This is a genomic window from Pseudomonas sp. ef1 (assembly GCF_007293365.2).
In the GTDB taxonomy this organism is placed as follows: Bacteria; Pseudomonadota; Gammaproteobacteria; order Pseudomonadales; family Pseudomonadaceae; genus Aquipseudomonas; species Aquipseudomonas siliginis.
The window spans coordinates 1,304,309-1,330,684 of the sequence record NZ_CM129815.1; the positions used below are offsets into that span (position 1 = coordinate 1,304,309).

Below are 26,376 nucleotides of genomic sequence, written 5' to 3' on the forward strand. Positions count from 1 at the left end.
CGCCTATCCTTGCGCACGGCACCATTGCGCCGGATCACTCGGGTGACCCTGCTGACGAATTGCGAAATACAGCGCTGGCGTGTCCTGACCGCCACTGTTACCGACAGTGGAAATCGACTCGCCCGCCTTGACCACATCACCCGCCGACTTGAGCAGCGTCTGGTTGTGGCCGTAAAGACTCAGAAAACCGTTGCCGTGATCAAGAATCACCAGCAAACCGGCACCGCGCAGCCAATCGGCGAACACCACGCGCCCGCCGTGTACGGCGTGCACCTGGCTGCCGGCGGAGGCGCTGATCATCACGCCATCCCACTTGGTGCGGGCGTCGTCGCCACGGCTTTCACCGAAGCGTGCGAGTAATCGACCATCAACCGGCCACGGAAGTTTTCCCCGGGTTGCAGCAAATGGCCCGCCAAACGTTTCGCCGCTGCTCGATACCAGCGCGCCGGGGCTTGATCTGGCGGGTTTTCGTGGGGCGTCGCTGGTTTCAGCCTGCGCCTCACGCAAACGCTTTTTTTCCGCTTCCTGCTGGGCGATCAGCGCTTTCTGCCGCGCTTCTTCTGCCTCACGAGCCTGTCGGGCCAGGGTTTCTTCAATGGTTTTAAGGACTTTAGACAGGTCTGCCTGATCCTGCTCGCGGGCGGCGAGTTTCTGGTCGCGGGCCTTGACGTCGTCATTGAGTCTGGCGAGAACCTGCTGGCGCTCCTTGCGGACTTTCTCGAGTGCTTCGCGCTGCGTGTCGAGGTCGCTTTTCTGCACCAGCAACTGCGCTTGCTGCAGACCGATGTCTTTTTCGACATTGGCCAGTTGGCGCAGGGTTTCGTTGAAGTTCTTCAACTGCTCCAGGCGTGCCTGGCTCAGGTAGTCGTAATAGGTGAGGGTGCGGGCGAATTTCTCGGGATTCTGCTGGTTGAGCAGCAGCTTGAGATATTCCTGGCGGCCGTTCTGGTAAGCCGCACGGGCCTGAATGGCGATCAGTCGCTGCTGTTCAGTGCGCGCGCTCTGGAGTTTTTTTCTCTGCATCGAGTCGCTGCAGCTCGGATTCGCTTTTCTGCAGTTCTTTCTGCAGCGCGTCGACCTGCTTCTGCAGCTTGCCCATCTCGGTTTCAGTGCCCTTGAGCTCTTTCTGCACGCCGGACTTTTCTTCCTGCAGCTTGCCCAGAAGCTTTTTCAGCTCGGCGATATCCTGACGCGTGGCCTCCAACTGCTGTTGGGTTTGCGCGCGCTCGTCGGCGAAGGCCGGCTGGAGCAGACAGGTCAGAGCAAGGGCGATCAGGACGCGAAGCATAGGGGCGGGCGGCACCAGGGTAAGGGACGGCCTAGTATGCCCGCCCGAGGCTGCAAAAAAAACGCCCAATTGGGGCTGTGTGATAACTGGACAGAAAAACACTGCACACCAATGCAGGAGTGACCTGTGGCGAGGGGATTTATCCCCGTTCGGCTGCGCAGCAGTCGTAAAACCAGCACACGCGGTGTACCAGAGATACCGCGGTGTTCGATTTCAGGGCGGCTGCGTCACCCAGCGGGGCGGTGCGACGGTTCGCTAAATCCCCTCCCCACAGAGTCATCTCCAACAGGTTTCGCCGTTTTCTGGATTCGCGTTACACCAGAATCGAAGTCCCGGTCATCTCCGCCGGTTTTTCCAGACCCAACAGCATCAGCATGGTCGGTGCCACGTCCGCCAGCACGCCGCCTTCGCGCACTTTCAGGTCGCGTTTGCCGACATAGATGAACGGCACCGGCTCGGTGGTGTGCGCGGTGTGCGCCTGGTGGGTTTCTTCATCGGCCATTTTTTCGACGTTGCCGTGGTCGGCAGTGATCAAAGCTTCGCCGCCGACTTTTTCCAGCGCTTCAACGATGCGACCGACGCAGGTGTCCAGGCACTCGACCGCTTTCACCGCTGCATCGAACACACCGCTGTGGCCGACCATGTCGCCGTTGGCGTAGTTGACCACGATCACGTCGTAGCGCTGGTTTTCGATGGCGTCGACGATACGGTCAGTGACTTCCGGGGCGCTCATTTCCGGCTGCAAGTCATAAGTCGCGACTTTCGGCGACGGGATCAGGATGCGCTCTTCGCCCGGGAACGGTTCTTCACGACCGCCGGAAAAGAAGAAGGTCACGTGGGCGTATTTTTCGGTTTCAGCGATGCGCAGCTGGGTCTTGCCGTTTTTTGCCAGGTAATCACCAAGAACGTTTTCCAGGCTGCCGGCGGCGAAGGCCGACGGTGCCGGAATGCTTGCGGCGTACTGGGTCAGCATGACGAAACCGGCCAGTTTCGGCTGACGGGCGCGCGCGAATTCCTTGAAATCGTCTTCGACGAACACGCGGGTCAGCTCGCGGGCGCGGTCGGCGCGGAAGTTCATGAACACCACGGCGTCGCCGTCTTCAACTTTGACCGGCTCACCGATGGAAGTGGCTTTGACGAATTCGTCACTTTCGCCACGGGCGTAGGCGGCTTCGAGACCTTCCTGAGCGGTGGCGGCGTTGAATTCGCCGTTGCCGTCGACGATCAGGTTGTAGGCCTGGGCGACGCGATCCCAACGGTTGTCACGGTCCATGGCGAAATAGCGGCCGATGATGCTGGCGATCCGGCCTTTGCCGAGGGCCTGGAAAGTTGCGTCGAGCAGTTCGATCGACGAAGCGGCACTTTTCGGCGGCGTGTCGCGGCCATCGAGGAAGGCGTGCAGGTAGATTTTTTCGGCGCCGCGCTTGAAGGCCAGTTCGGCCATGGCGATCAGATGATCCTGGTGGCTGTGCACGCCGCCATCGGACAGCAGGCCCATGAAGTGCACGGCTTTGCCGGCGGCCACGGCTTTATCCACAGCGGCGCAGATGGTCGGGTTTTCGAAGAATTCGCCGTCGCGGATCGCTTTGGTCACACGGGTGAAGTCCTGATACACCACGCGCCCGGCGCCGAGGTTCATGTGTCCGACTTCGGAGTTGCCCATCTGGCCATCCGGCAGACCGACGTCCATGCCGCTGCCCGAGATCAAGCCGTTCGGCACGGTGGCCCACAGACGAACCAGCACAGGTTTCTTTGCCGCGAACACGGCATTGGATTCGGGGCTGTCGCTGTGACCGAAGCCGTCGAGAATCATCAGGACCAAAGGTTTGGGCGTAGTCGTCATGGAATCCACTCGTGGCTGATAAAGAAGAGGGCGATGGAAAACGGAGTTGGAGTTTAAAGCGAAGTTCCGACCGCGTCACCGCCGGACGGGGTTTGGCCGACCATAGTGGCTGTGTATACTGGCCGACATTTTAACGCCCTGGAACCTCCTTCGATGGTTGCTCACCTGATTGAATTTGCCACTAACCACTACATTCTTGTCGGTATCTTCGTCGTACTTCTGGCTCTGTTGCTGGCGCACACGATGCAGGGCGGCGGCAAGAGCCTGAGCACCGGCGAGCTGACCGCACTGGTCAATAAAGATGCAGGCGTGGTGGTGGACATCCGTCCGGCCAAGGATTATGCCGCTGGCCACATCGTCGGCGCGGTGAACATCCCGCAAGACAAACTGGCCGCCCGCGTCGGCGAGCTGGAAAAGCACAAGGCCAAGACCATCATTCTGGTCGACGCCCTCGGCCAGACCGCCGGCACCCACGCCCGCGAGCTGATGAAGTCCGGCTTCACCGCCGCCAAGCTGTCCGGCGGGATTTCCAGCTGGAAAGGCGACAACCTGCCGCTGGTGAAATGACATGAGCGAAGTCATCGTCTATTCCAGCGATTACTGCCCTTACTGCTCGCGCGCCAAGCATCTGCTCGCCAGCAAAGGCGTGGCCTTCGAAGAGATCAAGGTCGATGGCAAGCCGCAGTTGCGTGCCGAAATGACCAAAAAGGCCGGGCGCACGTCCGTGCCGCAAATCTGGATCGGCGCAAAGCACATCGGCGGTTGCGATGATTTATACGCCCTGGAGCGCGCCGGCAAACTCGACGCGCTGCTCAAGGGCTGAACGGCTGCACCCACGTACAGCACTCCCTAAAAGACCCAAGATCGATAAGGATCTGAGATGACTGACCAACAGAACACTGCAGCCAGCGAAGAAGAAACCGCACCGCAATTCTCCTTGCAGCGCATCTACGTACGCGACCTGTCCTTCGAAGCCCCGAAAAGCCCGGCAATCTTCCGCCAGCAGTGGGATCCGGCGGTCGGTCTGGATCTGAACACCCGCCAGAAAGCGCTGGAAGGCGATTTCTACGAGGTGGTGCTGACCCTTTCCGTTACCGTGAAAAACGGTGAAGAAGTGGCCTTCATCGCTGAAGTGCAACAGGCCGGTATCTTCCTGATCAAGAATCTGGACGCGGCTTCGATGAGCCACACCCTCGGTGCGTTCTGCCCGAACATCCTGTTCCCGTACGCCCGCGAAACCCTGGACAGCCTGGTCACCCGCGGTTCATTCCCGGCGCTGATGCTGGCCCCGGTGAACTTCGACGCCCTGTACGCGCAAGAGCTGCAGCGCATGCAGGAAAGCGGCGAGACCCCGACCGTTCAGTAAGACGGTTCAGCAAGACCCCATGTGGGAGCGAGCCTGCTCGCGAAAGCGGTCTGTCAGACACATCAATGTTGACTGACACTCCGTAATCGCGAGCAGGCTCGCTCCCACATTTGCTTGCGGCGTTACTTGAAGTCGTTCTGCCGCCACGCTTCGTACACGGCGACCGCCACGGTGTTGGACAGGTTCAGGCTGCGGCAGCCTTCGCGCATCGGCAGGCGCAGGCGCTGTTCGGCGGGCAGGGCGTCGAGCACGTCCGCTGGCAGGCCACGACTTTCCGGGCCGAACAGAAACGCGTCGCCGGGCACGAACGCGGCATCATGGAACGGCCGCGAGCCCTTGGTGGTGAAGGCGAACACGCGCGGGTTGCCCAGACTTTCCAGACAACTGGCCAGGTCAGCGTGACGCTGCAACGTGGCATATTCGTGATAGTCGAGACCGGCACGGCGCAGGCGCTTGTCGTCCATCTCGAAACCCAGTGGTTCGATCAAATGCAGGTGGCAGCCACTGTTGGCGCACAGCCTGATAACGTTGCCGGTGTTCGGCGGAATTTCTGGTTGAAAAAGGATGACGTGAAACATGCACGGCTCCGAAGGTAAAGATGAGCGGCATTCTACGCCGCCTGTGGACAACCGTTCGAAACTATTGCCGCGAGTCATCGGCTCGCTGGCGATTGTCGGCTTGATGATCGGCTTGATGATTGGCCGTCTGACGACGCCCGATCCAAGCGTGCTGGAGCGTGTCGAGGTCACCGATGGCGGCCTGGTGGTGTGGTTCAACAACGAGCCGAAACTGCACGGCGAGATTATCGATGGCACCGTCGCGCTGCTGTTTCAGGCCGAAGGTCGACCGCAGAAGGGCCAGCTCAGGCTCAACGGCAAGGACGTCAACTGGCGCACGCGCAAAAGCGATGGAGGGTTATTGCTGACGGTGCTGGCAGCGCGCCCGTTGCAGGGCGACTGGGTTGGCAGCGAGGTCGATGATCGTTGGCGGCTGGAGATCCGCTTGAGCGAGCCCTAGGGGCAAGTCCTCATCACTGGGGCGCGCTCCGACACTGTTTGAGGTCGTTTCCCACTGCGGCCGTCTCCCTTTCCCATCTCCGTCCGATGCTCGTCCACGCTATCGTTTGCCCCTTCAAACGGCAGGATGCCGAAACCCGTCGTCCCCTTGCTCGACTGCATGGGGCATCTTTTTCAAGGATGAAAACATGCCAGTAAAACCCCCTCGCGGTGGCGGTACCCACGTGGACGTTCCGGGCAGCCCGCTTCGGGCTGCGGACGCCGACATTTCGCTCCACGGCCACTCGGGTCGCACAGGCGTCGATGTGAATTTTGCTTCGCATCATTTGCTGCCGCGCGCCGAATCATCCAGTGACGCGACCCTGGGTGCCATACCCCCTGCCGCGGCCGTTGTGGTGCGCGCACTCGCGGAAGGTATTCGCCCTCCCGCAACCCAGCCTTCGCTGGACAATTACGTCACCAACGCCCGAGCGATACTTCCACAGGTCAACAGTGAGGGTTTGCGGGTGATCAGTCGGCGAACCTACGCAGACCTGGTCAACGGCGACCTGGTGCCTGTCGCAGTGGATCCTGCGACGGGTCTGTATCGAGCCCGGCGGCCAAGCGAGTTGCTCCCATCCGGCCCGGTGATGCTGCGCGATGTGGACAGCGGACTTTGGTATGCGCGTGAAGTCGCGGAACCAACTACCCGGGAGCAGATCCGCAAGTACCTGCCCGACACGACCGACGAGGACGCGGAGGCCTTCATCGCCCGGTTCGATGACAAGGACGTGGCAGAGCTTGAGCTCAAGCATATCCAGCTTGGGCTGGCGCAATTGGACTCGACGCGTTTTGACCTGCCGATCAGTCGAGGTCGCATTTCATCGGACAAGGAGTTACATGAGGCGCGGAATGTGTGGACGACGTTTCGCCAGCTGTATAGATGGCAAGGCCAGCCCGAACAGCGCGTCTACCGTGATGGGCGGCATGTGGGCTTCAAGCTGGAAATCGATCTGACGATATGGCCAGTTCAAAAACCGCTTTCCTTGAAATTCAGCTCAGTGGTTTCTCTGACTTTAAGAGGCCGTGGCCGGCTGGACCCGGACGTGTTTTGCGCACAGTTTCCCAATCTTGAAAGTCTGACCATTACCAGTCAGGCAATCGAAGTGGAAGGGCGGTTTCAAGGCTGGAACGTGATCGAACGGGCTTATTCGAAATTCAGGCTGGATTCGCGATTTGCCGAGCAATTGAAAAGATTCCCGCGTTTGCAAAGGCTGCACCTGCAGGACTGTGAACTAACGTCTGACTTTTCCGTACGAGGCCTTGCCAGGCTAAACGAGCTATGGCTTTGCAACACATTCGAGGCCCCGGTGAACAGCCTGGACATGCAGATGCGGCGTCAGGAGCAAGTCACCTTTTTGCAAGTGGCAGCTGATATCAGAGGGATGACTGAACTGCGGGTGCTGGATCTGAGCCGCACCGGAATACACCTGCTGCCTTCCGGACTTGAGGCCATCGACGTGGCGTCGAAGCTGGAAGTGTTGAGACTGGGGGGCAATCCGCTTTCGATCAGCCCCTCACTCGAACACATGACCGCACTGCAGGAGCTGGATCTTTCCAATACACGATTGCAAAGATTTCCCGAGGGCATTACCGACAGGATTCCCGCAAGAGAACTGAATCTTGCGGACAATCACATCAGGTCGATCCCCGAATCCGTGGAGCTCAGAGCGGGCTTCAATCTCATCGGCAATCCGATAATGGACCCGGCCTCTTTACGGCGGTTGATACGAGCACGTGTAGAGTCAGGTACCGATATCTGGCTTGGGCAGGAAAGCAGCGATGTAACTGCCGATCTCTGGCTACGCAATGTGCCACAGGAACAGATAGCGGAAAAACAAGCGCTGTGGGACAGGCATAACGCCGCAATGCCACTGGCAGTGACCGGCATTCTTCGTCGACTGAGTCGAACGCCCGAGTTTCACGTTGAACGCCCGCTTGTGCAGCGGCGCGTGTGGTGGTTTCTGGAAATGTATGACAGCGCCGAAGTCAACGAGCGGGCCAGGCTCGACGCCATTCTTTATACGGAAACGAGTCCCGGGAGAATGCTGGACAGGCTGGAGAATGACATCCGCAACTATGACGGAGGGCGACAGAGTCAGCCGCTGCATCCTTTGCCCAAGCGCCCCAGATTCGAATAGGGGCGGGACGCATTGTGGTGTAAAAGCGGGAATCCCTGACCTGCCTGTATCAGGGTTCCCAAAAGCATGGGCTTCGCTTGCAGCGTCAGCCCGGTGTAAAGAGGGAACCCCCGGCCTGCCTGTACCAAGGATCCCAAAAGGGTAAGCTCGCTGCTTTGCGCTGTGAGCCCGGTGTAAAGAGGGGAATCCCCGGCCTGCCTGTACCAAGGTCCCCGAAACGGGTGGTGAATCGAATCACCTGAGATAGATATTGCAGGCGGCGTGCCAGGTTTTGATTTGCTGTAACAAAAAATGCTTCGAAAACGCGAAAGCCCCGGAATACGGGGCTTTCGCTTATTTCAAGTCTGGGTTTTTCGGCACTTTCAGATGCGGGGGTGGCGATACGGCTCTGCGCGATCACGGTTCATTGTGCATTGATGCGGTGCACGGTGCCCTCACCCTGACCCTCTCCCAGAGGAAGAGAGGACTGACCGAGTTGCCCGGTCAAGTTACGCCGACCTGAGATACCGAGCCGACCCCAGGCCTCGAAACCACCCGAGATTGCTCCCTTCCCCCGGGAGAGGGCTGGGGTGAGGGGGATCGATCCTGAGTACACGACAACCCTTAAGCGTTAACCCTCTTCCCCCTCATCATCATCCCCACCATCAACCTTCATCCCCAGTTCCTTGATCTTGCGCGTCAGGGTATTACGCCCCCAACCCAGCAACACCGCCGCATCACGCCGACGTCCTGCGGTGTGCTTCAGTGCCGTCTCGATCATGATCCGCTCGAACGCCGGCACTGCGCTGTCGAGCAGGCTCGACTGGCCGCGAGCCAGGGCTTGATCGGCCCATTGGCGCAGGGCCTGTTCCCAGTTGGTCACTGGCGCCGAATCCTGCGGCAGGTTGAGCAGTTCCGGTGGCAAGTCGCTGATGTGCACTTCGCGACCGGAGGCCATGACGGTGATCCAGCGGCAGGTGTTCTCCAACTGGCGCACGTTACCTGGCCACGGCAGGTTTTTCAGGTATTCCTCGGTCTCGCTTTTCAGCAGCTTGGGCTCGACTGCCAGTTCCTGCGCGGCGCGGCTGAGGAAGTGCCGGGCCAGGGTTGGAATGTCTTCGCGACGATCCGACAGGCGCGGGATGTGGATGCGGATCACGTTGAGGCGGTGGAACAAATCCTCACGGAATTTTCCGGCGTGGACGAGGGTTTCCAGATTCTGGTGTGTCGCAGCGATGATGCGCACATCGACCTTGACCGGCACATGACCGCCGACGCGATAGAACTCGCCATCGGCCAGCACGCGCAACAGACGCGTCTGGGTGTCCGCCGGCATGTCGCCGATTTCATCGAGAAACAGCGTGCCGCCGTCCGCCTGTTCAAAGCGACCGCGACGCAAATTCGCCGCGCCGGTGAACGCGCCTTTCTCGTGGCCGAACAGTTCCGATTCCATCAGATCCTTGGGGATCGCCGCCATGTTCAGCGCAATGAACGGCGAGGCCGCGCGTGGGCTGTGGCGGTGCAGGGCGTGGGCCACCAGCTCTTTACCGGTACCGGATTCGCCGTTGATCAGCACGGTGATGTTGGAGTGGCTCAGGCGCCCGATGGCGCGAAACACTTCCTGCATCGCCGGCGCTTCGCCGATGATTTCCGGGGTGCGCGTCAGCGCCGGCACCACTTCCAGGCCTTGCTGTTCCTGCGCATGCTGATTGGCGCGTTTGACCAGCGAAACCGCTTCATCGACGTCGAACGGCTTGGGCAGGTACTCGAAAGCACCACCCTGATAGGAGGCGACAGCGCTGTCCAGATCGGAGTGAGCGGTCATGATGATGACCGGCAGCCGTGGGTGCTGTTCGCGAATTCGCGCCAGCAGATCCAGGCCACTGGCGCCCGGCATGCGGATATCGGAAATGATCACGTCCGGCTGCTGCCGGGCCAGACGACTCATCACGCCATCGGCGCTGTCGAAGCTCTGGGTGGTCATGCCTTCCTGCTGCAAGGCTTTTTCCAGGACCCAACGGATAGAACGGTCGTCATCGACGATCCACACGGTTTCACTACGGCTCATGTCGATGTGGCTCCTTGTTCCAGTGGCAGGAAGATCGAGAAGGTGGTGTGGCCTGGATGGCTCTCACACTCGATCAGGCCCTGGTGCTGACTGATGATGTTCTGGGTAATGGCCAGGCCCAGCCCGGTACCATCCGGGCGGCCGCTGACCATGGGAAAGAAAATGGTTTCCTGCAGTTCCGCCGGAATGCCGGGACCGTTGTCGATGATCTCGATCTTGGTCACCAGACGATGGCGGATGTGGCCGATGGTGAACTGGCGCATGGCGCGGGTGCGCAGGCTGATGCGGCCCAGGCGCAGCTCGTTCTGGCTGCTGATGGCCTGCATCGCATTGCGCACGATGTTCAACACCGCCTGAATCATTTGCTCGCGGTCGATCAGGACGTCGGGAATGCTCGGGTCGTAATCGCGCACCAGGGTGATGCAGCCCTGGCTTTCGGCTTCGACCAGATGGCAGACGCGTTCGAGCACTTCGTGGACGTTGCACATGGCCAGCGATGGCAGTTTGTTCGAGCCGAGCATGCGATCGACCAGATTGCGCAGGCGGTCGGCCTCTTCGATGATCACATTGGTGTAATCGCGCAGGCTTTCCTCCGGCAGTTCGCGGGCCAGCAATTGCGCTGCGCCACGGATGCCGCCAAGAGGGTTCTTGATCTCGTGGGCGAGGCCGCGCACCAGCATCTTGCTGGTTTCCTGCTTGGACAGCTGCGCCTCTTCCTTGGTGATGCGCAACAGGCGATCACGCGGGTGCACTTCAAGCAAAAGCAAAGTCTCGCCGTTGCTGAGGATTGGCGTGACCGCGTAATCCACGGTCAGCGTCTGGCCGGTGAGGGCGGTGAGCATCGCTTCACGCTTGGTGAAAGGGTGCGCCTGCTCCACGGCCTGACGCAGGGAATTGAGCGCCTCGGGGGATTCGGTGAACAGCTCGCTGATGAACTGGCCGTGGCTGCGCTGACCGCTGACGGCCAACAGCATCTCCGCCGCCGGGTTCATGTACTCCAGGCGCAATTCGGCGTCGAGCAGGATGGTCGCCGTGGTCAGGTTGTCGAGCAGCAAACGGTGAATAGCGTCGCTTATGGTCATCTGGACCCCTTTTGGAGCAAGGCGTGCGCGAGAACAAAGCGCTGATGTCGGGAAAATGCAAAAACCAAACCAAGGCTCCGAAAAGAAGCGTTTAAGCCCTGAAACAGGCGTTTGACGCGCGTTTGTATGGCACGAAGCCAGCTCAAACGGGAAGTTTCGAACCAAAATGGGTTGGGTTGTGGGCGAGATGCAGTTTAGTGCACCAATAGAGTGCGCGCGGCTGGCGGAGGTTAAAAGAAGCGCAGGAATGGATTTTTCGGCTCTGCAGGTTTGTCCTTGAGCGGGCACTCCGGGCGCACGCCATAGTCGTCGGCAACGCAGGGTTTGACCTGACGTTTCTGCGCCAGGGAAATGCGCAGCATGTGGAACGGCTGATTGGCGGTGCGTTCCACGGTACGCCCGGCGGCGTCGAGAATCTCGATCGAAAGGCTGTGGCTGCCGCGATCGATATTGCTCAGCGCAAATACCGGGCTGACGCCGGGCTCGCCAGTGGCCTTGCCATCCAGCAGCAAGCGATAACGATGGCCGCTTTGCAGGCCGGGCTCGCTGGTGACGCTGACGATCAGCTCGCCGGCGCTGCTGCGCAGAGTGGCATCGGGCTCCGGGATCAGAATGCGCAGCATGTCGTAGTGAAAGGGCGCTGGTTCGGCGGATTTTTTCGCTGTGGTGATCGGCGCTGCGGTGTTGGCAGGGACAGCCATGCGATTGCTCGTCGCGATCGGCACTCGCTTGGCGTTGGCGCGTGGCTGGTCGGTATAGACGCGGTTGCCCTGCGCGTCGACATAGGTAAAGACCTCCGCCAAGGTGTACGTCGACATCAGCGCCAGAATGAGTGCCAGCCCCGCGCGGATCATGGTCTATGCACCCGTTGCACGGTGAAGACCGCTGGCGGGCTCTGCTGAACGACGCTTTGGCCGTCGATCACTTGCACGGCCAGGCGATGCTCGCCGCGATCGATGTTGACCAGTTGCAGAACCGGCACGTTGCTCGGCTGGCCATAGGGCTGGTCGTCGAGCAGCAGCCTTAATTGATGCGGCGGTTGCAGGCGCGGCTTGATCAGGACGTTGACCGTGAAGGTGCCGTTGTTGGCGCGCAGCGCCTCGTCAGTGGGCAGACCGGCGAGCTCGAGGATTTCATAGGCGTTGCGCGGTGGTTGCGGTTGTTCTGCGGTGGGTGCTTGCGGCGCACTCGGTGCTTGCGGCTCGACTCGATTGAGTGGCGGCAGCTCGACCGGTTGCGCCTGCACGCCGTCCGGCGGCTGATTGCTGTACGCCGTGTTGCCGTTGGCGTCGGTGTACTTGTAGATCTGCGCGGCGGCGGGCAGGGCGATCAGCAGCAGAATGTAGAGAAGCGTGCGACCCATGAAATCGACCGGGATTGGAAGCGATGGGTAGCAGCATAGGACAGGTGGGGCGGTTGGCCAAAACCGTTAATAACTGGAATTGAAAAGACTGGTAGCCAAAACATGGATCGTTCCCATGCTCTGCGTGGGAATGCCTCCTGGGCGCTCCGCGTCCAGTGACGCAGAGCGTCACGGGCTGCATCCCACGCGGAGCGTGGGAACGATCAAACGATCCATGACCCACCGCCTTCGCGAGCAGGCTCGCTCCCACATGGAAAATGCGTTGCGCCGGGCAATAAAAAGGCCTCCCGAAGGAGGCCTCTTTTGTCACGCCGCTTTACGCAGCGCTACCGGATCAGCAGCTGTAGTACAGCTCATATTCCAGTGGGTGCACGAAGGTGCGAACCTTGATTTCTTCTTCCGATTTCAGCGCGATGTAAGCGTCGATGAAGTCGTCGGAGAACACGCCGCCCTTGGTCAGGAACGCGCGGCCCTTGTCCAGCTCTTCCAGGGCTTCTTTCAGGCTGCCGCAAACCTGTGGAATCTCTTTCGCCTCTTCAGGCGGCAGGTCGTACAGGTTCTTGTCGGCGGCATCGCCTGGGTGGATCTTGTTCTGGATACCGTCCAGACCGGCCATCAGCAGTGCTGCGAAGGCCAGGTACGGGTTGGCAGCCGGATCCGGGAAGCGTGCTTCGATACGGCGGGCTTTCGGGCTCGACACGTAAGGAATACGGATCGAAGCGGAACGGTTGCGAGCCGAGTAGGCCAGCATTACCGGAGCTTCGAAGCCTGGCACCAGACGCTTGTAGGAGTTGGTCGCCGGGTTGGTGAAGCCGTTCAGGGCCTTACCGTGCTTGATGATGCCGCCGATGAAGTACAGAGCGGTATCGGACAGGCCGGCATAGCCTTCACCTGCGAAGGTGTTCTTGCCGTCTTTCCAGATCGACATGTGTACGTGCATGCCCGAACCGTTGTCGCCGTACAGTGGCTTCGGCATGAAGGTCGCGGTGCGGCCGTAAGCGTCGGCAACGTTGTGCACAACGTATTTCAGGGTCTGAACTTCGTCGGCCTTCTTCACCAGGGTGTTGAACTTGACACCGATTTCGTTCTGGCCGGCAGTCGCCACTTCGTGGTGGTGAACTTCAACCGACTGACCCATTTCTTCCAGTGCGTTGCACATGGCGGTACGGATTTCGTGGTCGTGGTCGAACGGTGGAACCGGGAAGTAGCCGCCTTTCACGCCTGGACGGTGACCCTTGTTGCCGCCTTCGATGTCCTGGTCGGACATCCACGAACCTTGCTCGGAGTAGATCTTGAACATCGAGCCGGAGATGTCCGACTTGAATTTCACCGAGTCAAAGATGAAGAACTCAGGCTCTGGACCGGCGAATACGGTGTCACCGATACCGGTGGCTTTGAGGTGCTCTTCGGCGCGCTTGGCGATCGCACGTGGGTCGCGATCATAGCCCTGCATGCTCGAAGGCTCGATGATGTCGCACACCAGAATCAGGGTTGGGTCTTCGGTGAACGGATCGAGCACGGCCGTTTCGTCGACCGGCATCAGGATCATGTCGGAGGCTTCGATGCCTTTCCAGCCGGAGATGGAGGAACCGTCGAACATCTTGCCGACTTCGAAGAAGTCGTCATCCAGCGCATCGCGAGCCGGCATGGTCACGTGGTGCTGAGTGCCTTTGGTGTCCGTGAAGCGCAGATCAATCCACTTGACGTCATGATCTTTGATGAGTTGAACCGACTTCGACATAGTGTCCTCCGGGTGAATTAGGGCGGGTAGTGGATGCCCTTAATAATGGTGATGCCGGCGCGAATACTCTGCCAAGGCAACCTGCCTCACAAGGGAGCAAATTGCATGCCAGTGCCCCAGCATGGGTTTTTTGCCCCAAATTCACGCTTATTAAGGCGTGCGAGGTACTGAATCGACAAATCCCGCCCCTTAATGTTGCGTTTAAATTCAGAAATGACCTGTTTTGGTGCAAGCAAAACCTTCTGCACATTAACTGGTTAAACCTTGAGCAATTTCCGCTATAATCCGCGCCCCCCTTTTTCGGCTGGCCGTTCGCGCGCTGTTTTCATGAAACTTATCGTAAAAGTCTTCCCCGAGATCACCATCAAAAGCCGACCTGTCCGGACGAAATTCATCCGCCAGTTGGCCAAGAACATCCGCACCGTGCTCCGTGACCTGGACCCGGCCGTGGTGGTGAACGGCGTGTGGGACAATCTCGAGCTGGAAACCCGCGTTACCGACCCCAAAGCCTTGAAAGAGATGGGCGAACGCCTGACCTGCATGCCGGGTATCGCGCATTTTCTGCAGATCGACGAGTACCCGCTGGGCGACTTCGACGACATCACCGAAAAGTGCAAACAGCACTACGGCGATGCACTGGCCGGGAAGATTTTCTCGGTGCGCTGCAAGCGCGCAGGCAAGCATGCCTTCAGCTCGATGGACGTGGAAAAATACGTCGGCAGCAAGCTGCGTCGCGAGTGCGGTGCGGCCGGAATCGACCTTAAAGCACCGCAAATCGAAGTCCGTATCGAAGTTCGCGACAAACGGTTGTTCGTGATTCACAGCCAGCACAACGGCATCGGCGGCTACCCGCTGGGTGCGTTGGAGCAGACGCTGGTATTGATGTCCGGCGGCTTTGATTCGACCGTGGCGGCTTATCAGATCATGCGTCGCGGCCTGATGGCGCACTTCTGCTTCTTCAATCTCGGCGGGCGTGCCCACGAATTGGGCGTGATGGAAGTCGCGCACTTCATCTGGAAGAAGTACGGCAGCTCGCAACGCGTGCTATTTGTCAGTGTGCCGTTCGAGGAAGTGCTGGGCGAAATTCTCGGCAAAGTCGATAACAGTCATATGGGCGTGGTTTTGAAGCGTATGATGTTGCGCGCCTCGTCCGAGATCGCCGAACGCCTGCACATCGATGCACTGGTGACCGGTGAAGCGATCTCCCAGGTGTCGAGCCAGACGCTGCCGAACCTGTCGGTGATCGACTGCGTGACCGACAAGCTGGTGCTGCGGCCGCTGATCGTCGCGCACAAGCAGGACATCATCGACACCGCCAACGAGATCGGCACCGCCGATTTCGCCCGGCACATGCCGGAATACTGCGGCGTGATTTCGGTCAACCCCAAGACCGCCGCCAAGCGTGGCCGGGTTGAGCACGAAGAGAAAGAATTCGACATGGCGGTACTCGAGCGCGCGCTCGCCAACGCCAAACTGGTGCCGATCGATCGGGTAATCGACGAGTTGGGCCAGGATTTGCAGATTGAAGAAGTCAGCGAAGCGCTGGCCGGTCAGATCGTGATCGACATCCGCCACCCGGATGCCGCCGAGGATGACCCGCTGGAGCTCGCCGGCATAGAGGTACAGACGATGCCGTTCTATGCAGTGAACGCACGTTTCAAGGAACTGGACCCTACTCGCCAGTACCTGCTGTATTGCGACAAAGGCGTGATGAGTCGCCTGCATGCCCACCATTTGCTCAGTGAGGGGCATGCCAATGTGCGCGTTTATCGACCGAGCTAAGTGCCCGGGGCTGTTTGCCTGTGGCCTGCGTCACCGGCCCCCCGACACCGCCGTCAAGCTGTAACGGCCATGCCGGACACTACTGCTAATCGCTGCCATGACTTGTCAGCAAACCGAATCCTCTGATCGAGATACACAAGTGATCGAAAATCTACGCAACATCGCCATCATTGCCCACGTTGACCACGGTAAAACCACCCTGGTAGACAAACTCCTGCGTCAATCCGGCACCCTGGAGCGCAACGAGCTCAACGACGAGCGCGTGATGGACTCCAACGACCAGGAAAAAGAGCGCGGTATTACCATTCTGGCGAAGAACACCGCCATCAACTGGAACGGCTACCACATCAACATCGTGGACACCCCGGGCCACGCCGACTTCGGCGGCGAAGTTGAACGCGTAATGTCGATGGTCGACTCCGTTCTGCTGCTGGTTGACGCTCAAGACGGCCCTATGCCGCAAACCCGTTTCGTGACCAAGAAGGCTTTCGAAGCCGGCCTGCGTCCAATCGTGGTGATCAACAAGGTTGACCGTCCAGGCGCGCGTCCGGACTGGGTTCTGGACCAGATCTTCGACCTGTTCGACAACCTCGGTGCTACCGAAGAACAACTGGACTTCCAGGTTGTTTACGCTTCGGCCCTGAACGGTATTGCCGGTCTGGACCACACCGCCATGGCGGAAGACATGACTCCGCTGTACCAGGCAGTAGTCGACCACGTTCCGCCTCCGGCCGTTGACCGTGACGGCCCGTTCCAGATGCAGATCTCCGCTCTGGACTACAACAGCTTCCTGGGTGTTATCGGTGTTGGCCGTATCGCCCGTGGTCGCGTCAAGCCGAACACCCCGGTTGTCGCTATCAGCGCCGACGGCAAGCGTCGCAACGGTCGTATCCTGAAGCTGATGGGTCACCACGGTCTGCACCGCATCGACGTTGACGAAGCAGCAGCTGGCGACATCGTCTGCATCAGCGGCTTCGACGAGCTGTTCATCTCCGACACTCTGTGCGATATCAACACCGTCGAGGCAATGAAGCCGCTGACCGTTGACGAGCCAACCGTTTCCATGACCTTCCAGGTAAACGACTCGCCATTCTGCGGTAAAGAAGGCAAGTTCGTGACCTCCCGTAACATCAAGGATCGTCTGGACAAAGAGCTGCTGTACAACGTTGCACTGCGCGTTGAAGAAGGCGACTCGGCTGACAAGTTCAAGGTTTCCGGCCGTGGTGAGCTGCACCTCTCGGTACTGATCGAAACCATGCGTCGCGAAGGCTTCGAGCTGGCCCTGGGCCGTCCTGAAGTGATCATCCGTGAAGTCGACGGCGTGAAGCAGGAACCGTTCGAAAACGTCACCATCGACATCCCTGAAGAATCCCAGGGCAAGGTCATGGAAGAGATGGGTCTGCGTAAGGGCGACCTGAGCAACATGGTGCCGGATGGCAAGGGCCGTGTTCGTCTGGAATACAACATCCCTGCTCGCGGTCTGATCGGTTTCCGTAACCAGTTCCTGACCCTGACCAACGGTGCTGGCATCCTGACCTCGATCTTCGACCGTTACGCTCCAGTGAAGTCGGGCCACATGTCCGGCCGTCAGAACGGCGTTCTGGTTTCGGTTGAAACCGGCAAGGCTCTGACCTACTCGCTGGAAACCCTGCAGGCTCGTGGCAAGCTGTTCGTAGAACACGGCCAGGAGATCTACAACGGTCAGATCGTTGGTCAGAACAGCCGTGACAACGACCTGGGTGTCAACCCAACCAAAGGCAAGAAGCTCGACAACATGCGTGCTTCGGGTAAAGACGAAACCATCGCTCTGGTCCCACCTGTTCGCTTCACCCTGGAACAGGCTCTGGAATACATCCAGGAAGACGAGCTGTGCGAAGTCACTCCTAAGTCGATCCGTCTTCGCAAGAAGATCCTCGACGAAAGCGAGCGCACCCGCGCTGCGAAGAAAGCCAAGGCGTAATTCAGCCCTGGAATAGAAAACGCCCCCGGTCGCGAGACCGGGGGCGTTTTTGTTTGTCCGGGATTCAAGGCAAAAAAAGATCGCAGCCTTCGTCAGCTCCTACAGGGATACGCATTGCCATGTAGGAGCTGCCGAAGGCTGCGATCTTTTGATCTTCAGAATTTCTCGATCGACCGCGAATTCTGCACCCGCTCGACTTCTTTCGGCTTGTACGCGCAATACCCCGGCCGCGGCCCGATCTTCGGGTGGTTGCGGCAGGTGTCCGGGCGCTTGTCATAAATGGTGCACAGGCGGCTTTTACGATCGAGGTAATAGCAGTCGTTGTTGCTCATGCGCTGCAGGGTGAAGATCCCCGACTTCTGATTGAAGCGCTCGACCAGACCTTCCTTTTGCAGACGCTTGGCGATGTTCTTTGGCGGATCGCCCAGTTCGAACTCGTCGACGACGCCGATGCGCACCAGATCCTTGATCTTCACTTCGACCGGCAGCGTGCAGCAGCTGGACATGCACGAGCCGCACATCGGCGCCGAGTATTTGGCCCACGTATCGAGACGATCAATCTCGGCGGCGGCGATCAGGTTGGGCTTCATCATCGGGAGTTACCAGGTGTGTATGCATCAGGGCGCGCGATCATACCGGGAGCGGTGGAATTTTGAACAACCTTTCGCCAGATATTTTCGCAGCGGCCGCATTTTGCCCGACAGGACGGCACGGCCCCTGCATTCATTGGCTCATCCGCCAGGGTTATGTCGCACTGGCGCACAGTCCGGGCAAATACTGCCGAACCAGAGCCGTTAGCGCCGGTCAGACCGTCTAGGCTCAGAAAATTCCCGCTCGCTCGAGGTCCTGTTGATGACTCAAGAACCACTAGTTCGCGAAGCAGAGGTGGCCGCATTCCGCGACGCCGTCCTGACCAAACTCACCTACGCCGTGGGCAAAGACCCCGATCACGCCTTCGACCATGACTGGTTCGAAGCCATCGCCCTGGCCGCGCGTGATCACATGGTCGAACACTGGATGGACCACACCCGACAGATCTATCGCAAAGGCCAGAAGCGGGTTTATTACCTCTCGCTGGAATTTCTCATCGGCCGTTTGCTCTACGACAGCCTGAGCAACCTCGGCCTGCTCGACGTCGCCCGTGAGGCGCTGACCGAACTGGGCGTCGATCTGGAGCGCATCCGCCTGCTGGAGCCCGACGCGGCGCTCGGCAACGGCGGCCTCGGTCGGCTCGCGGCGTGCTTCATGGAAAGCATGTCGACCCTCGGCATCGCCGGCCATGGCTATGGCATTCGTTATGAGCATGGCTTGTTCCGTCAGGCGATTGTCGATGGCTGGCAACAGGAGCAGACCGAACACTGGCTGGATTTCGGCAACCCTTGGGAATTCGAACGGCCGGAAGTGGCCTACCCGATCGGCTTCGGCGGCAGCGTCGAAACCGTCACCGATGCCTCCGGCAAGACTCGTCAGGTCTGGTCGCCAGCGGAAACCGTGCGCGCAATTGCTTATGACACGCCGGTGGTCGGCTGGCGCGGGGCGAGCGTCAACACGCTGCGCCTATGGCGTGCCCGCGCCATGGAAGATCTGCACCTGGAGCGCTTCAACGCCGGTGACCACCTGGGCGCCGTGGCGGAAGTGGCCCGCGCCGAGAGTATCTCCCGCGTCCTTTATCCGGCCGACAGCACCGAAGCCGGGCAAGAGCTGCGCCTGCGTCAGGAATACTTCTTCGTCGCCGCTTCGTTGCAGGATCTGCTGCGCCGTCACCGCAACATGCACACCTCGGTGCTGACCCTCGGTGATCACGCGGCGATCCAGCTCAACGACACTCACCCCTCGATTGCAGTGGCCGAGCTGATGCGCCAACTGGTCGACGTCTACGACGTCGCGTGGGACGCAGCATGGCAAGTCACCGTCGACACGCTGTCGTACACCAACCACACGCTGCTACCGGAAGCACTGGAAACCTGGCCGGTCGGGCTGATGGAACGCATGCTGCCACGGCACATGCAGATCATTTACCTGATCAACGCACAGCACATCGATTCGTTGCGGGCCAAGGGCATTCACGACTTCGACGTGTTGCGTGCGGTGTCGCTGATCGAAGAAGACAACGGCCGCCGGGTGCGCATGGGCAACCTCGCGTTCCTCGGTTCCCACAGCGTCAACGGCGTGTCCGGTCTGCATACGCAGCTGATGCGCAAAACCGTATTCGCCGAACTGCACAAGCTCTACCCGGAGCGGATCAACAACAAAACCAACGGCATCACCTTCCGCCGCTGGCTGTATCAGGCCAACCCGGAACTGACCTCGATGCTGATCGACGCTCTCGGCCCGGACGTGCTCGACCATCCCGAAGAGCGCCTGCTCGAACTTGAACCGTTCGCCGAGAAAACCGCCTTCCGCAAAGCCTTCGCCGAGCAGCGGTTGCACAGCAAGAAGGCGCTGGCCTATCTGATTCACGAGCGCCTCGGGATCGCGGTCAACCCGGCAGCGATGTTCGACGTGCAGGTCAAACGTATCCACGAATACAAGCGTCAGTTGCTCAACCTGATGCACACCGTGGCGTTGTACCAGGCGATTCGTGCCGAGCCGGAAGTCGACTGGGTGCCACGGGTGAAGATCTTCGCCGGTAAAGCGGCGGCGAGTTATCACCAGGCCAAGCTGATCATCAAACTGACCAACGACATCGCTCGGGTGGTGAACAACGATCCGACCGTGCGTGGCCTGCTGAAAGTGGTGTTCCTGCCCAACTACAACGTCAGCCTGGCCGAGAGCATCATCCCGGCGGCGGACTTGTCCGAGCAGATTTCCACCGCCGGTTTCGAAGCGTCAGGCACTAGTAATATGAAGTTCGGCCTCAACGGCGCGCTGACCATCGGCACCCTCGACGGTGCCAACGTGGAAATGTGCGAGCGCATCGGTGCCGAGCACATGTTCATCTTCGGTCTCAGCGCGCAACAGGTTGAAGCGCGCAAGCAGAACCACGAGTTCAGCGCCGTACCCGACATCGCCGCCTCCCATCGTTTGAACGATGTGCTGCAAGCGATTCGCAGCGGTGTGTTCTCGCCGGACGATACCTCGCGTTATACCGGGCTGATCGACTCGTTGATCGACTATGACCGCTTCCTGGTCTGCGCCGACTTCGACTCCTACTGGGAAGCGCAGAAGCGTGTCGATGCGCACTGGCATGACTCGCAGAACTGGTGGCGTTCGGCGGTGCTCAACACCTCGCGGATGGGCTGGTTCTCTTCCGACCGGACGATTCGCGAGTACGCCACGGATATCTGGAAAGCGCTGGAGTAACTTTCCCCGACAAATCTGCGCAAGGCCCAACGTTTGTTGGGCCGGATCGATATACTGAGCGCCGGTTAAAAGGCATCAATCACCGCCGTACCCTGTGGGAGCGAGCCTGCTCGCGAAGCGATCGTCGACTTAAACAGAAATGTTGGCTGACAATCCGCCTTCGCGAGCAGGCTCGCTCCCACACGGTTTGTGCCTAGACTGAAGCCATCGCCGGACTCGCCCCGCCCCGGGGCTGCTTAGGGATATCGACCATGCAATGGATGTTCATGTTGATCGGGCTGGTGCTCGGTGGACTGCTCGACGAGTCGTTCAGTGGCGCGCTGTTAGGTGCGCTGCTGGGGCTGGTCATCGGCCAGATGCTGCGCATCGCGCGCCTTGGCTCGCAGGCGGCGGAGCAGCAGCGTCAACTCGAGCAGGTGCGCGAAGCCTTGCAAGGCGTGGCTCAGCGGCTGTTTGTGCTGGAGGGTTCGCCCTCGCATGCGCCGAAACCACCACCTGAAGTCGAGCCAGTCGCCGCACCCGTCGACGTGGCTGAGCAGGCAGCCCCGCCCCCTGAGCTGACCTGGGAACTGCCCCCCGAACTCGAACCGATTTCCGCCGTCGCCCGCGAAACCAGCCAGCCGCTGCCGGCCGATGTCTGGCGCGCCGAACCGGCTCCTGCGGCACCGCCACAAAAAACCGCCGAACCCCGTGGCCCGAACCTGATCGAGCGCGGCATCAGCGCTGCGCGCAACTGGCTGTTTGGCGGCAACACCGTGCTGCGCGTCGGTGTGGTGCTGCTGTTTTTCGGTCTGGCATTTTTACTACGTTACGCCACCGAAGGCATGGTGGTGCCGATCGAGTTGCGTTACGCCGGTGTTGCGGCAGCGGCGTTCGCCTTGCTTGCGCTGGGCTGGTGGCTGCGCCGACGCAATAGCAACTATGCGTTGATGCTGCAAGGCACCGGGATCGCGGTGTTGTACCTGACGGTGTTTGCGGCGATGCGTCTGCATCCGTTGCTTGATCCGTCCGCTGCACTCGGTTTGCTGGTCGCGGTGACGGTGTTCTCGGCCATTCTGGCGATCACTCAGGATGCACTGGGGTTGGCCGCAGCGGCAGCGTTGGGCGGTTTCGCCGCGCCGATTTTGACTTCTACCGGCGAAGGCAATCACGTCGCACTGTTCAGTTATTTCGCCTTGCTCAACGCCGGCATTCTCTCCATCGCCTGGTTCAAGGCCTGGCGCCTGCTCAACCTTATCGGCTTCGTCGGCACCTTCGGTATCGGTTTCGCCTGGGGTCTGCGTTCCTACACGCCGGAACTGCTGTGGAGCACCGAGCCGTTTCTGATTGTGTTTTTCCTTATGTACCTCGCCATCGGCCTGCTGTTCGCCCGGCGCAAATTGCGCGAGATGGCGGATGCCCCGCCGGACGCTGACCGCGAGGCGTTGCTGCAATGGTCGGCCCGCAAGGGCGATTACGTCGACGGCACCATGCTGTTCGGCCCGCCGATCATTGGCTTCGGTCTGCAGTTTGCGCTGGTGCAGCATCTCGAATTCGCGGCGGCGTTCAGTGCTCTGGCGCTGGGCATGATCTATATGGCACTGGCCAAAGTTTTGATGGGCGGGCGGGCGATGCTGCTGGGCGAAACCTGCCTGGCGCTGGGGGTGATTTTTGCCAGCCTGGCGATTCCGCTGGGGCTCGATGCGCGCTGGACGTCTGCGGCGTGGGCCGTGGAAGGCGCGGGGATTTTCTGGCTCGGCTTGCGTCAGCATCGACTGTTTGCCCGGGCCTTTGCCTTACTGCTGCAACTGGGTTCGGCACTGGCGTTTCTCAGCCAGCTGCAGCCCGGCGAGAGCAGCCTGCTCGACGGCGCACCGCTGGGCGCGCTGATGCTTGGCGCCGCGCTGCTGTTCAGTTTCTTCCAACTGCGCAAGGCTACGCCCGAGCAGACATCGCCGTGGGAAAGACAAGGCCTGCCAGTGCTGGCGTGTCTGGGCCTGACGTTCCTGTATCTGCTGGCGCCGTTGTTCCTGTTCATCCAGGGCACGGCGATCAGTTGGGCCTTGGCCGGGTTGGCGACTTTGTTCGTGGGGCTGCGGATTCAATCACGCACATTCCTGTTTACCGCGTTTGCCGTGCAGTTGCTGGGCGGCGCGTTGTTCCTGCTGCGCCTGCAAACTGCCGGTGAAGATTCGGCGGCGGTGTTCAGCGCTGGCTGGAGCGGTTTGCTCAGTGCGTCCTTGATCGGACTGGCCTTGATTGGCGGCATGCTGCTCGCGGCGCGGGATGAGATGATGCGCGGCGATGTGCGCCTGCTGCGCGGCTTGTCGGTGGTGTTGCTGGCGGGGTTGGTGCTGATCAATCTGGCGGTGCTGTTCGTGCTGCCGTGGCAAACCGCGAGCGCGGTGTGGGCGGCCAGCGGTTTGCTGATCATCTGGCTGAGCCTGTACCTGCAACAGCGTCTGAGTTTCGTTTTCGGCCTGCTGTTGCAGGTGGTCGGCGGCGCAGCGTTTCTGCTCGCCGGCCCCGAATGGCTCGGGCCGTTGTCCAGCGAAGGGCTGAAACCGTTTGCCCATGGCGGCTTCTGGACACCGCTGGTGCTGGGGCTGGCCGCGCTGATCGGTGCGTGGCGCTTGCAATTGGGCAACCATGCCACGGCTTTTGATGCCTTGAGCTTGCAGCGCTTGTCGCAAGTGCTGCTGGTCTGGGGCGCCGGTTGGTGGACGCTGGCGTGGGTCAGCGAAATCCTGCGTTTCGCCTCGCCGAACCTCCAAGGCACATTGCTGCTGGTCGCTGCGATCAGTGTGGCGCTGTGGACGATTTTGTCACTGCGCTTGAAATGGCCGGCGCTGGGGTTGCTCTGCACCTTGCTGATTCCGGCGGCGGCGCTGGTTTTGCTCGGCGCTTGGCATTCGCGCTACCACCCGGCCGCCGACTTCAGCTGGCTGGCGTGGCCGGCGCTGTTCGCGGTGCATTTCTTCAGCCTGCGCCGCTTGGCTTCGGTGTTGCCGGCGCGCGCATTGAGCGCGGCCCATGTGCTCGGTTGCTGGCTGCTGATTGGCGTGCTGGCGCTGGAGTTGCGTTACGGCCTGCTGTTGTTGGCCGAGCAGTACAACGCGTGGCGGTGGCTGGGCTGGGCGATTCTGCCGAGCCTCTATCTGTTGCTGATGGCTGCACCGCGCAACTGGCCGTGGCCGGTGGCCGCATTTGCCCGCGAGTACCGCTTGTATGCGGCGGCACCGCTGGCGGTGCTGATGCTGGCGTGGTTCTGGCTGGCCAATGGCGTCAGCGATGGCAATGCCGAACCATTGCCTTACGTGCCGCTGCTCAACCCATTGGAGCTGGGTCTGCTGTTTGCGCTGTTCGGCGTTTATGCCTGGTCGCGCAGCGCCGTCGCGCAGTTGTCGATCCGTCAGGATCATGCCGACAAGGCTACGCAACTGATCGCCGGGGTTTCGCTGTTCGCCTTCTGCACCGAGCTGGTCACCCGCGCGGCGCATCACTGGGCCGGCATCCCGTTCGAGCTTGATCAACTGCTCGCGTCGATGCTGGTGCAGGCCGGCCTGTCGATCGTCTGGACGTTGATGGCGCTGGGGCTGATGATCGGCGGCCATCTGCGCCATCGCCGCGAAGTGTGGCTGATCGGCGCGGCGCTGATCGCGCTGGTGGTGGCCAAGCTGATTTTTGTCGAACTGAGCAACCGTGGCGGCCTCGCCCGGATCGTCTCGTTTATCGGCGTTGGCGTGTTGCTGCTGGTGGTCGGCTACTTTGCGCCGCTGCCACCCAAACGCGTCGAGGCTGAACCGGCGGCGGACAAACCCGCGCCGGAAACCGAAGGAGTTGCATCTTGAGTCGCATGCTGAATCTGGGTTGGTTGGCGCTGGGCGTGGTGATGGTCGCTGGCGCTCAGGAAAAACCGGCGGACTTCGCCACGCAGTTGCCGTTGACGGTGAGCGGCAATGGCCCGTGGTATCGCCTCGACTTGCCGCTGAGCGCGCAATTGCAGGCGCGCCAGACCGATCTCAGCGACTTGCGTGTGTTCAACGCCGCCGGCGAAGCGCAGGCCTACGCCTTGGCTCGCGAATCGGCGCAGACCCGCGACGACGGCAAGCTGCACGAGGTCAAATGGTTCCCGCTGTACAACGCTGCCGACGCCAGCGAGCGTGCGCCGAATGTGCGCGTGCAGTCGACCACCAACGGCACCCTGGTCGAAGTGCAACCGTCCTCGCAACTGGAGGCGGGCGAAGAAGTGCTGCGCGGCTGGCTGCTCGATGCCAGTGCGATCAAGGCACCGTTGCAGCAGTTGATCCTTGACTGGACCAGCGAGCGCGACGGTTTCCAGCGTTTCAGCATCGAGGCCAGTGACGATCTGCAGCACTGGCAGTCATGGGGCGAGGGCCAGGTGGCGCGGCTGACCTTTTCCGATGAACGCATCGAACAGCACGAAGTGACCCTGCCGGGGCAGAGCGCGCGCTATGTGCGTCTGCTGTGGGAGTCGCCGGGTTCGGCGCCCGTCCTGACGTCGGCGCAATTGAAAAGCAGCGACCCGCGCAACCTGCCGCTGCCTTTGGTCTGGTCGCCCAGCGTGGCCGGCAACAGCAGCAAATCCGGGGAATACATCTGGCAGTTGCCGATGGGGCTGAATGTCGAGCGGGTGCAGATCGAGCTGAAACAGCCGAACAGTCTGGCGCCGGTCACGTTGGCCGGCCGGCGCGAGAGCAACTTGCCGTGGCAGCCACTGAGCAGCGGTTTGCTGTATCGCCTGAGCCAGAACAATCAGGACGTGGTGCAGAACGAAATCCCGCTGTCCGGGCAGACCGTGCAGCAACTCAAGCTGACCGTGGATGAGCGCGGCGGCGGGTTGGGTGAGCAGGCGCCGGACCTGAAATATGCGGTGCGCGCCACGCAAGTGATCTTCCTCGCCCGGGGCGAAGGGCCGTACAGCCTGGCCTTGGGCAATGCCACGGTGAAAACGGCGAACCTGCCGCTGGCAACGTTGATTCCGGATTTCAAGCCAGAAAAGCTGGCGAGCCTGGGCAAGGCGACGGTGCAGGACGAAGCAGTGGCCACGCAAACCTCAACGGCGACGACGGCTGCGGTGGCCGGGACCAACTGGAAGAAGTTCGGCTTGTGGGCGGTGTTGCTGCTTAGTGTGGTGTTTCTCGGGGCGATGGCGTTCAGCCTGTTGCGCAAGCCGCCAGCCAATACCTGAGCATGGCGGCGCTTTGCGCCATTCGCGAGCAGGCTCGCTCCCACAGGGCAATGCATTCCATTGTGGGAGCGAGCCTGCTCGCGAAGGCGCCCGGGCAAACACTGAAAATCTTCAATCGCTCATGCCGAACCGAACTACGCTGAATCCGACACCTGAACTCTCCACCAACAATCACGTCTCATACAGGCAAATACACCCAGGCGCACGTTAGCCG

At 60.6% G+C, this 26,376-nt stretch carries 18 protein-coding genes and 1 pseudogene; 10 read left to right on the forward strand and 9 right to left on the reverse strand.

What is annotated here, in order from left to right; genetic code table 11:
• Positions 1–3: 3 nt before the first annotated feature.
• Together FEE99_RS06100 and gpmI are read right to left on the reverse strand one after the other, a co-directional pair.
• A pseudogene (locus FEE99_RS06100) lies at positions 4–1,288 on the reverse strand (murein hydrolase activator EnvC family protein).
• Between the two features lie 313 nt (positions 1,289–1,601).
• On the reverse strand, positions 1,602–3,131 hold the full coding sequence (gpmI, locus tag FEE99_RS06105) for a 2,3-bisphosphoglycerate-independent phosphoglycerate mutase (RefSeq protein ID WP_041477529.1): 1,530 nt from the start codon (positions 3,129–3,131) through the stop codon (positions 1,602–1,604).
• A 153-nt stretch (positions 3,132–3,284) separates the two neighbouring features.
• Here gpmI and FEE99_RS06110 point away from each other — a divergent pair, with 153 nt between their 5' ends.
• Genes FEE99_RS06110 through secB form a run of 3 tightly spaced genes read left to right on the forward strand, consistent with a single transcriptional unit; the run spans position 3,285 to position 4,497 of the window.
• Positions 3,285–3,698, forward strand: a complete 414-nt coding sequence (locus tag FEE99_RS06110) for a rhodanese-like domain-containing protein (RefSeq protein ID WP_016772116.1) — start codon at positions 3,285–3,287, stop codon at positions 3,696–3,698.
• A 1-nt stretch (position 3,699) separates the two neighbouring features.
• Positions 3,700–3,954, forward strand: coding sequence for a glutaredoxin 3 (gene grxC, locus FEE99_RS06115; RefSeq protein WP_016772115.1), 255 nt, complete (start codon positions 3,700–3,702; stop codon positions 3,952–3,954).
• A gap of 57 nt (positions 3,955–4,011) precedes the next feature.
• Entirely contained in the window at positions 4,012–4,497 is a 486-nt protein-coding gene (secB, locus tag FEE99_RS06120) for a protein-export chaperone SecB (protein WP_016772114.1), read from the forward strand.
• 122 nt (positions 4,498–4,619) lie between these two features.
• Here secB and FEE99_RS06125 read toward each other — a convergent pair whose 3' ends face one another.
• Entirely contained in the window at positions 4,620–5,075 is a 456-nt protein-coding gene (locus FEE99_RS06125) for a tRNA (cytidine(34)-2'-O)-methyltransferase (protein ID WP_016772113.1), read from the reverse strand.
• On the opposite strand from FEE99_RS06125, the gene FEE99_RS06130 reads away from it, so the two are divergent.
• Together FEE99_RS06130 and FEE99_RS06135 are read left to right on the forward strand one after the other, a co-directional pair.
• Positions 5,074–5,514: a hypothetical protein gene (locus FEE99_RS06130; RefSeq protein WP_041477531.1), complete on the forward strand. Its 441-nt coding sequence runs from the start codon at positions 5,074–5,076 to the stop codon at positions 5,512–5,514. The genes FEE99_RS06125 and FEE99_RS06130 overlap by 2 nt on opposite strands.
• 187 nt (positions 5,515–5,701) lie before the next feature.
• Positions 5,702–7,693, forward strand: coding sequence for a leucine-rich repeat domain-containing protein (locus FEE99_RS06135; protein WP_237143807.1), 1,992 nt, complete (start codon positions 5,702–5,704; stop codon positions 7,691–7,693).
• A gap of 610 nt (positions 7,694–8,303) precedes the next feature.
• Here FEE99_RS06135 and ntrC read toward each other — a convergent pair.
• From ntrC to glnA, 5 genes are all read right to left on the reverse strand, one after another.
• Positions 8,304–9,740 (reverse strand): nitrogen regulation protein NR(I), encoded by a 1,437-nt coding sequence (ntrC, locus tag FEE99_RS06140; RefSeq protein ID WP_016772108.1) that lies wholly within the window; start codon positions 9,738–9,740, stop codon positions 8,304–8,306.
• Positions 9,737–10,822 (reverse strand): nitrogen regulation protein NR(II), encoded by a 1,086-nt coding sequence (gene glnL / locus FEE99_RS06145; protein WP_024011230.1) that lies wholly within the window; start codon positions 10,820–10,822, stop codon positions 9,737–9,739. Before glnL ends, ntrC begins: the two co-directional genes overlap by 4 nt.
• Before the next feature lie 230 nt (positions 10,823–11,052).
• A complete protein-coding gene (locus FEE99_RS06150) occupies positions 11,053–11,676 on the reverse strand; it encodes a DUF4124 domain-containing protein (RefSeq protein ID WP_041477532.1) in 624 nt (207 codons plus the stop codon).
• Positions 11,673–12,185 (reverse strand): DUF4124 domain-containing protein, encoded by a 513-nt coding sequence (locus FEE99_RS06155; protein ID WP_041477533.1) that lies wholly within the window; start codon positions 12,183–12,185, stop codon positions 11,673–11,675. Before FEE99_RS06155 ends, FEE99_RS06150 begins: the two co-directional genes overlap by 4 nt.
• 334 nt (positions 12,186–12,519) lie before the next feature.
• Positions 12,520–13,926: a type I glutamate--ammonia ligase gene (gene glnA, locus FEE99_RS06160; RefSeq protein WP_016772104.1), complete on the reverse strand. Its 1,407-nt coding sequence runs from the start codon at positions 13,924–13,926 to the stop codon at positions 12,520–12,522.
• Between the two features lie 327 nt (positions 13,927–14,253).
• Here glnA and thiI point away from each other — a divergent pair, with 327 nt between their 5' ends.
• Together thiI and typA are read left to right on the forward strand one after the other, a co-directional pair.
• The gene (gene thiI, locus FEE99_RS06165; RefSeq protein ID WP_024011233.1) at positions 14,254–15,708 is read left to right on the forward strand and encodes a tRNA uracil 4-sulfurtransferase ThiI; all 1,455 of its coding nucleotides are present in this window, start codon (positions 14,254–14,256) and stop codon (positions 15,706–15,708) included.
• Between the two features lie 139 nt (positions 15,709–15,847).
• Positions 15,848–17,668, forward strand: a complete 1,821-nt coding sequence (gene typA, locus FEE99_RS06170) for a translational GTPase TypA (RefSeq protein ID WP_016772102.1) — start codon at positions 15,848–15,850, stop codon at positions 17,666–17,668.
• Positions 17,669–17,823: 155 nt separating this feature from the next.
• Here the strand turns inward: typA and FEE99_RS06175 are convergent, their stop codons facing one another.
• The gene (locus FEE99_RS06175) at positions 17,824–18,261 is read right to left on the reverse strand and encodes a YkgJ family cysteine cluster protein (RefSeq protein WP_041477534.1); all 438 of its coding nucleotides are present in this window, start codon (positions 18,259–18,261) and stop codon (positions 17,824–17,826) included.
• A 259-nt stretch (positions 18,262–18,520) separates the two neighbouring features.
• Between FEE99_RS06175 and FEE99_RS06180 the strand changes: the two genes are divergently transcribed.
• From FEE99_RS06180 to FEE99_RS06190, 3 genes are all read left to right on the forward strand, one after another.
• Positions 18,521–20,971, forward strand: coding sequence for a glycogen/starch/alpha-glucan phosphorylase (locus FEE99_RS06180; RefSeq protein ID WP_041477535.1), 2,451 nt, complete (start codon positions 18,521–18,523; stop codon positions 20,969–20,971).
• Between the two features lie 251 nt (positions 20,972–21,222).
• Entirely contained in the window at positions 21,223–24,801 is a 3,579-nt protein-coding gene (locus FEE99_RS06185; protein ID WP_041477536.1) for a DUF2339 domain-containing protein, read from the forward strand.
• Positions 24,798–26,162, forward strand: coding sequence for a DUF3999 domain-containing protein (locus FEE99_RS06190; protein ID WP_041477537.1), 1,365 nt, complete (start codon positions 24,798–24,800; stop codon positions 26,160–26,162). The genes FEE99_RS06185 and FEE99_RS06190 overlap by 4 nt, the downstream gene beginning before the upstream one ends.
• Positions 26,163–26,376: the final 214 nt, after the last annotated feature.

Excerpts from the sequence above, each read along its gene's own strand:
- gpmI (WP_041477529.1), bottom strand. The coding sequence starts at position 3,131 with ATGACGACTACGCCCAAACCTTTGGTCCTGATGATTCTCGACGGCTTC.
- FEE99_RS06110 (WP_016772116.1), top strand. The coding sequence starts at position 3,285 with ATGGTTGCTCACCTGATTGAATTTGCCACTAACCACTACATTCTTGTC.
- grxC (WP_016772115.1), top strand. The coding sequence starts at position 3,700 with ATGAGCGAAGTCATCGTCTATTCCAGCGATTACTGCCCTTACTGCTCG.
- secB (WP_016772114.1), top strand. The coding sequence starts at position 4,012 with ATGACTGACCAACAGAACACTGCAGCCAGCGAAGAAGAAACCGCACCG.
- FEE99_RS06130 (WP_041477531.1), top strand. The coding sequence starts at position 5,074 with ATGCACGGCTCCGAAGGTAAAGATGAGCGGCATTCTACGCCGCCTGTG.
- FEE99_RS06125 (WP_016772113.1), bottom strand. The coding sequence starts at position 5,075 with ATGTTTCACGTCATCCTTTTTCAACCAGAAATTCCGCCGAACACCGGC.
- FEE99_RS06135 (WP_237143807.1), top strand. The coding sequence starts at position 5,702 with ATGCCAGTAAAACCCCCTCGCGGTGGCGGTACCCACGTGGACGTTCCG.
- ntrC (WP_016772108.1), bottom strand. The coding sequence starts at position 9,740 with ATGAGCCGTAGTGAAACCGTGTGGATCGTCGATGACGACCGTTCTATC.
- glnL (WP_024011230.1), bottom strand. The coding sequence starts at position 10,822 with ATGACCATAAGCGACGCTATTCACCGTTTGCTGCTCGACAACCTGACC.
- FEE99_RS06150 (WP_041477532.1), bottom strand. The coding sequence starts at position 11,676 with ATGATCCGCGCGGGGCTGGCACTCATTCTGGCGCTGATGTCGACGTAC.
- FEE99_RS06155 (WP_041477533.1), bottom strand. The coding sequence starts at position 12,185 with ATGGGTCGCACGCTTCTCTACATTCTGCTGCTGATCGCCCTGCCCGCC.
- glnA (WP_016772104.1), bottom strand. The coding sequence starts at position 13,926 with ATGTCGAAGTCGGTTCAACTCATCAAAGATCATGACGTCAAGTGGATT.
- thiI (WP_024011233.1), top strand. The coding sequence starts at position 14,254 with ATGAAACTTATCGTAAAAGTCTTCCCCGAGATCACCATCAAAAGCCGA.
- FEE99_RS06175 (WP_041477534.1), bottom strand. The coding sequence starts at position 18,261 with ATGATGAAGCCCAACCTGATCGCCGCCGCCGAGATTGATCGTCTCGAT.
- FEE99_RS06180 (WP_041477535.1), top strand. The coding sequence starts at position 18,521 with ATGACTCAAGAACCACTAGTTCGCGAAGCAGAGGTGGCCGCATTCCGC.
- FEE99_RS06185 (WP_041477536.1), top strand. The coding sequence starts at position 21,223 with ATGCAATGGATGTTCATGTTGATCGGGCTGGTGCTCGGTGGACTGCTC.